The organism is Pseudomonas laurylsulfativorans (genome assembly GCF_002906155.1).
Lineage (GTDB): Bacteria > Pseudomonadota > Gammaproteobacteria > Pseudomonadales > Pseudomonadaceae > Aquipseudomonas > Aquipseudomonas laurylsulfativorans.
Genome location: NZ_MUJK01000025.1, coordinates 1 through 5,326, shown reverse-complemented (window position 1 = coordinate 5,326; position 5,326 = coordinate 1). Strand labels below are relative to the sequence as shown.

Annotated in this window: 2 tRNA genes and 3 rRNA genes; all 5 read left to right on the top strand. The window is 51.5% G+C overall.

The window, feature by feature from the left end:
• The first annotated feature begins 115 nt into the window (after positions 1-115).
• Positions 116-1,652, top strand: a 16S ribosomal RNA gene (locus B0D71_RS31065).
• Positions 1,653-1,732: 80 nt separating this feature from the next.
• Positions 1,733-1,809: transfer RNA gene (locus B0D71_RS31060), tRNA-Ile, on the top strand.
• Between the two features lie 30 nt (positions 1,810-1,839).
• Positions 1,840-1,915: transfer RNA gene (locus B0D71_RS31055), tRNA-Ala, on the top strand.
• 246 nt (positions 1,916-2,161) lie between these two features.
• A 23S ribosomal RNA gene (locus B0D71_RS31050) occupies positions 2,162-5,053 on the top strand.
• A gap of 150 nt (positions 5,054-5,203) precedes the next feature.
• Positions 5,204-5,319 (top strand): 5S ribosomal RNA (rrf, locus tag B0D71_RS31045).
• Together the 16S, 23S and 5S rRNA genes with 2 tRNA genes alongside form the textbook arrangement of a ribosomal RNA operon.
• Positions 5,320-5,326: the final 7 nt, after the last annotated feature.

The following is a 5,326-nucleotide window of genomic DNA, read 5'->3' as shown; positions in this document are numbered from 1 at the left end:
GTCAGACTGCTAGTCAACAGATTATCAGCATCACAAGTTACTCCGCGAGAAATCAAAGATGTAACCAACGATTGCTGAGCCAAGTTTAGGGTTTTCTCAAAACCCAAAGATGTTTGAACTGAAGAGTTTGATCATGGCTCAGATTGAACGCTGGCGGCAGGCCTAACACATGCAAGTCGAGCGGATGACAGGAGCTTGCTCCTGAATTCAGCGGCGGACGGGTGAGTAATGCCTAGGAATCTGCCTGGTAGTGGGGGACAACGTTTCGAAAGGAACGCTAATACCGCATACGTCCTACGGGAGAAAGCAGGGGACCTTCGGGCCTTGCGCTATCAGATGAGCCTAGGTCGGATTAGCTAGTTGGTGAGGTAATGGCTCACCAAGGCGACGATCCGTAACTGGTCTGAGAGGATGATCAGTCACACTGGAACTGAGACACGGTCCAGACTCCTACGGGAGGCAGCAGTGGGGAATATTGGACAATGGGCGAAAGCCTGATCCAGCCATGCCGCGTGTGTGAAGAAGGTCTTCGGATTGTAAAGCACTTTAAGTTGGGAGGAAGGGCAGTAAATTAATACTTTGCTGTTTTGACGTTACCGACAGAATAAGCACCGGCTAACTCTGTGCCAGCAGCCGCGGTAATACAGAGGGTGCAAGCGTTAATCGGAATTACTGGGCGTAAAGCGCGCGTAGGTGGTTTGTTAAGTTGGATGTGAAAGCCCCGGGCTCAACCTGGGAACTGCATTCAAAACTGACAAGCTAGAGTATGGTAGAGGGTGGTGGAATTTCCTGTGTAGCGGTGAAATGCGTAGATATAGGAAGGAACACCAGTGGCGAAGGCGACCACCTGGACTGATACTGACACTGAGGTGCGAAAGCGTGGGGAGCAAACAGGATTAGATACCCTGGTAGTCCACGCCGTAAACGATGTCAACTAGCCGTTGGGAGCCTTGAGCTCTTAGTGGCGCAGCTAACGCATTAAGTTGACCGCCTGGGGAGTACGGCCGCAAGGTTAAAACTCAAATGAATTGACGGGGGCCCGCACAAGCGGTGGAGCATGTGGTTTAATTCGAAGCAACGCGAAGAACCTTACCAGGCCTTGACATCCAATGAACTTTCCAGAGATGGATTGGTGCCTTCGGGAACATTGAGACAGGTGCTGCATGGCTGTCGTCAGCTCGTGTCGTGAGATGTTGGGTTAAGTCCCGTAACGAGCGCAACCCTTGTCCTTAGTTACCAGCACGTCATGGTGGGCACTCTAAGGAGACTGCCGGTGACAAACCGGAGGAAGGTGGGGATGACGTCAAGTCATCATGGCCCTTACGGCCTGGGCTACACACGTGCTACAATGGTCGGTACAGAGGGTTGCCAAGCCGCGAGGTGGAGCTAATCCCACAAAACCGATCGTAGTCCGGATCGCAGTCTGCAACTCGACTGCGTGAAGTCGGAATCGCTAGTAATCGCGAATCAGAATGTCGCGGTGAATACGTTCCCGGGCCTTGTACACACCGCCCGTCACACCATGGGAGTGGGTTGCACCAGAAGTAGCTAGTCTAACCTTCGGGAGGACGGTTACCACGGTGTGATTCATGACTGGGGTGAAGTCGTAACAAGGTAGCCGTAGGGGAACCTGCGGCTGGATCACCTCCTTAATCGACGACTCAGCTGCTCCATAAGTTCCCACACGAATTGCTTGATTCATTGAAGAAGACGATAGAAGCAGCCCGAAATTGGGTCTGTAGCTCAGTTGGTTAGAGCGCACCCCTGATAAGGGTGAGGTCGGCAGTTCGAATCTGCCCAGACCCACCAATTTTGTGTGGGAAACGCCTGTAGAAATACGGGGCCATAGCTCAGCTGGGAGAGCGCCTGCCTTGCACGCAGGAGGTCAACGGTTCGATCCCGTTTGGCTCCACCACTACTGCTTCTGACGTATAAAGCTTAGAAATGAGCATTCCATCAAATGATGGTGAATGTTGATTTCTAGTCTTTGACTAGATCGTTCTTTAAAAATTTGGGTATGTGATAGAAAGATAGACTGAACGTTACTTTCACTGGTAACGGATCAGGCTAAGGTAAAATTTGTGAGTTGCTCTTAGGAGCAAGAATCGAATTTTCGGCGAATGTCGTCTTCACAGTATAACCAGATTGCTTGGGGTTATATGGTCAAGTGAAGAAGCGCATACGGTGGATGCCTTGGCAGTCAGAGGCGATGAAAGACGTGGTAGCCTGCGAAAAGCTTCGGGGAGTCGGCAAACAGACTTTGATCCGGAGATGTCTGAATGGGGGAACCCAGCCATCATAAGATGGTTATCTTGTACTGAATACATAGGTGCAAGAGGCGAACCAGGGGAACTGAAACATCTAAGTACCCTGAGGAAAAGAAATCAACCGAGATTCCCTTAGTAGTGGCGAGCGAACGGGGACTAGCCCTTAAGTGGCTTTGAGATTAGCGGAACGCTCTGGAAAGTGCGGCCATAGTGGGTGATAGCCCTGTACGCGAAAATCTCTTAGTCATGAAATCGAGTAGGACGGAGCACGAGAAACTTTGTCTGAATATGGGGGGACCATCCTCCAAGGCTAAATACTACTGACTGACCGATAGTGAACTAGTACCGTGAGGGAAAGGCGAAAAGAACCCCGGAGAGGGGAGTGAAATAGATCCTGAAACCGTATGCGTACAAGCAGTGGGAGCCCACTTTGTTGGGTGACTGCGTACCTTTTGTATAATGGGTCAGCGACTTATTTTCAGTGGCGAGCTTAACCGAATAGGGGAGGCGTAGCGAAAGCGAGTCTTAATAGGGCGTCTAGTCGCTGGGAATAGACCCGAAACCGGGCGATCTATCCATGGGCAGGTTGAAGGTTAGGTAACACTGACTGGAGGACCGAACCGACTACCGTTGAAAAGTTAGCGGATGACCTGTGGATCGGAGTGAAAGGCTAATCAAGCTCGGAGATAGCTGGTTCTCCTCGAAAGCTATTTAGGTAGCGCCTCATGTATCACTGTAGGGGGTAGAGCACTGTTTCGGCTAGGGGGTCATCCCGACTTACCAAACCGATGCAAACTCCGAATACCTACAAGTGCCGAGCATGGGAGACACACGGCGGGTGCTAACGTCCGTCGTGAAAAGGGAAACAACCCAGACCGTCAGCTAAGGTCCCAAAGTTATGGTTAAGTGGGAAACGATGTGGGAAGGCTTAGACAGCTAGGAGGTTGGCTTAGAAGCAGCCACCCTTTAAAGAAAGCGTAATAGCTCACTAGTCGAGTCGGCCTGCGCGGAAGATGTAACGGGGCTCAAACCATACACCGAAGCTACGGGTATCACTTAGGTGATGCGGTAGAGGAGCGTTCTGTAAGCCTGTGAAGGTGAGTTGAGAAGCTTGCTGGAGGTATCAGAAGTGCGAATGCTGACATGAGTAACGACAATGGGTGTGAAAAACACCCACGCCGAAAGACCAAGGTTTCCTGCGCAACGTTAATCGACGCAGGGTTAGTCGGTCCCTAAGGCGAGGCTGAAAAGCGTAGTCGATGGAAAACAGGTTAATATTCCTGTACTTCTGGTTATTGCGATGGAGGGACGGAGAAGGCTAGGCCAGCTTGGCGTTGGTTGTCCAAGTTTAAGGTGGTAGGCTGGAATCTTAGGTAAATCCGGGATTCTAAGGCCGAGAGCTGATGACGAGTGTTCTTTTAGAACACGAAGTGGTTGATGCCATGCTTCCAAGAAAAGCTTCTAAGCTTCAGGTAACCAGGAACCGTACCCCAAACCGACACAGGTGGTTGGGTAGAGAATACCAAGGCGCTTGAGAGAACTCGGGTGAAGGAACTAGGCAAAATGGCACCGTAACTTCGGGAGAAGGTGCGCCGGTGAGGGTGAAGGACTTGCTCCGTAAGCCCACGCCGGTCGAAGATACCAGGCCGCTGCGACTGTTTATTAAAAACACAGCACTCTGCAAACACGAAAGTGGACGTATAGGGTGTGACGCCTGCCCGGTGCCGGAAGGTTAATTGATGGGGTTAGCTAACGCGAAGCTCTTGATCGAAGCCCCGGTAAACGGCGGCCGTAACTATAACGGTCCTAAGGTAGCGAAATTCCTTGTCGGGTAAGTTCCGACCTGCACGAATGGCGTAACGATGGCGGCGCTGTCTCCACCCGAGACTCAGTGAAATTGAAATCGCTGTGAAGATGCAGTGTATCCGCGGCTAGACGGAAAGACCCCGTGAACCTTTACTATAGCTTTGCACTGGACTTTGAATTTGCTTGTGTAGGATAGGTGGGAGGCTTTGAAGCGTGGACGCCAGTTCGCGTGGAGCCAACCTTGAAATACCACCCTGGCAACTTTGAGGTTCTAACTCAGGTCCGTTATCCGGATCGAGGACAGTGTATGGTGGGTAGTTTGACTGGGGCGGTCTCCTCCTAAAGAGTAACGGAGGAGTACGAAGGTGCGCTCAGACCGGTCGGAAATCGGTCGTAGAGTATAAAGGCAAAAGCGCGCTTGACTGCGAGACAGACACGTCGAGCAGGTACGAAAGTAGGTCTTAGTGATCCGGTGGTTCTGTATGGAAGGGCCATCGCTCAACGGATAAAAGGTACTCCGGGGATAACAGGCTGATACCGCCCAAGAGTTCATATCGACGGCGGTGTTTGGCACCTCGATGTCGGCTCATCACATCCTGGGGCTGAAGCCGGTCCCAAGGGTATGGCTGTTCGCCATTTAAAGTGGTACGCGAGCTGGGTTTAGAACGTCGTGAGACAGTTCGGTCCCTATCTGCCGTGGACGTTTGAGATTTGAGAGGGGCTGCTCCTAGTACGAGAGGACCGGAGTGGACGAACCTCTGGTGTTCCGGTTGTCACGCCAGTGGCATTGCCGGGTAGCTATGTTCGGAAAAGATAACCGCTGAAAGCATCTAAGCGGGAAACTTGCCTCAAGATGAGATCTCACTGGGACCTTGAGTCCCCTGAAGGGCCGTCGAAGACTACGACGTTGATAGGTTGGGTGTGTAAGCGCTGTGAGGCGTTGAGCTAACCAATACTAATTGCCCGTGAGGCTTGACCATATAACACCCAAGCAATTTGCGTCGAAAGGCCAGATTGCGGTGTGTGAAGACGCAAGAACCGAAAGTTCGAATCTCACAAAACACCGAAAGCTATCACATACCCAATTTGCTGAAGCGAGACCGACTGGTCACGACTCAGTACCCGAATTTCTTGACGACCATAGAGCGTTGGAACCACCTGATCCCATCCCGAACTCAGCAGTGAAACGATGCATCGCCGATGGTAGTGTGGGGTTTCCCCATGTGAGAGTAGGTCATCGTCAAGATTAAATT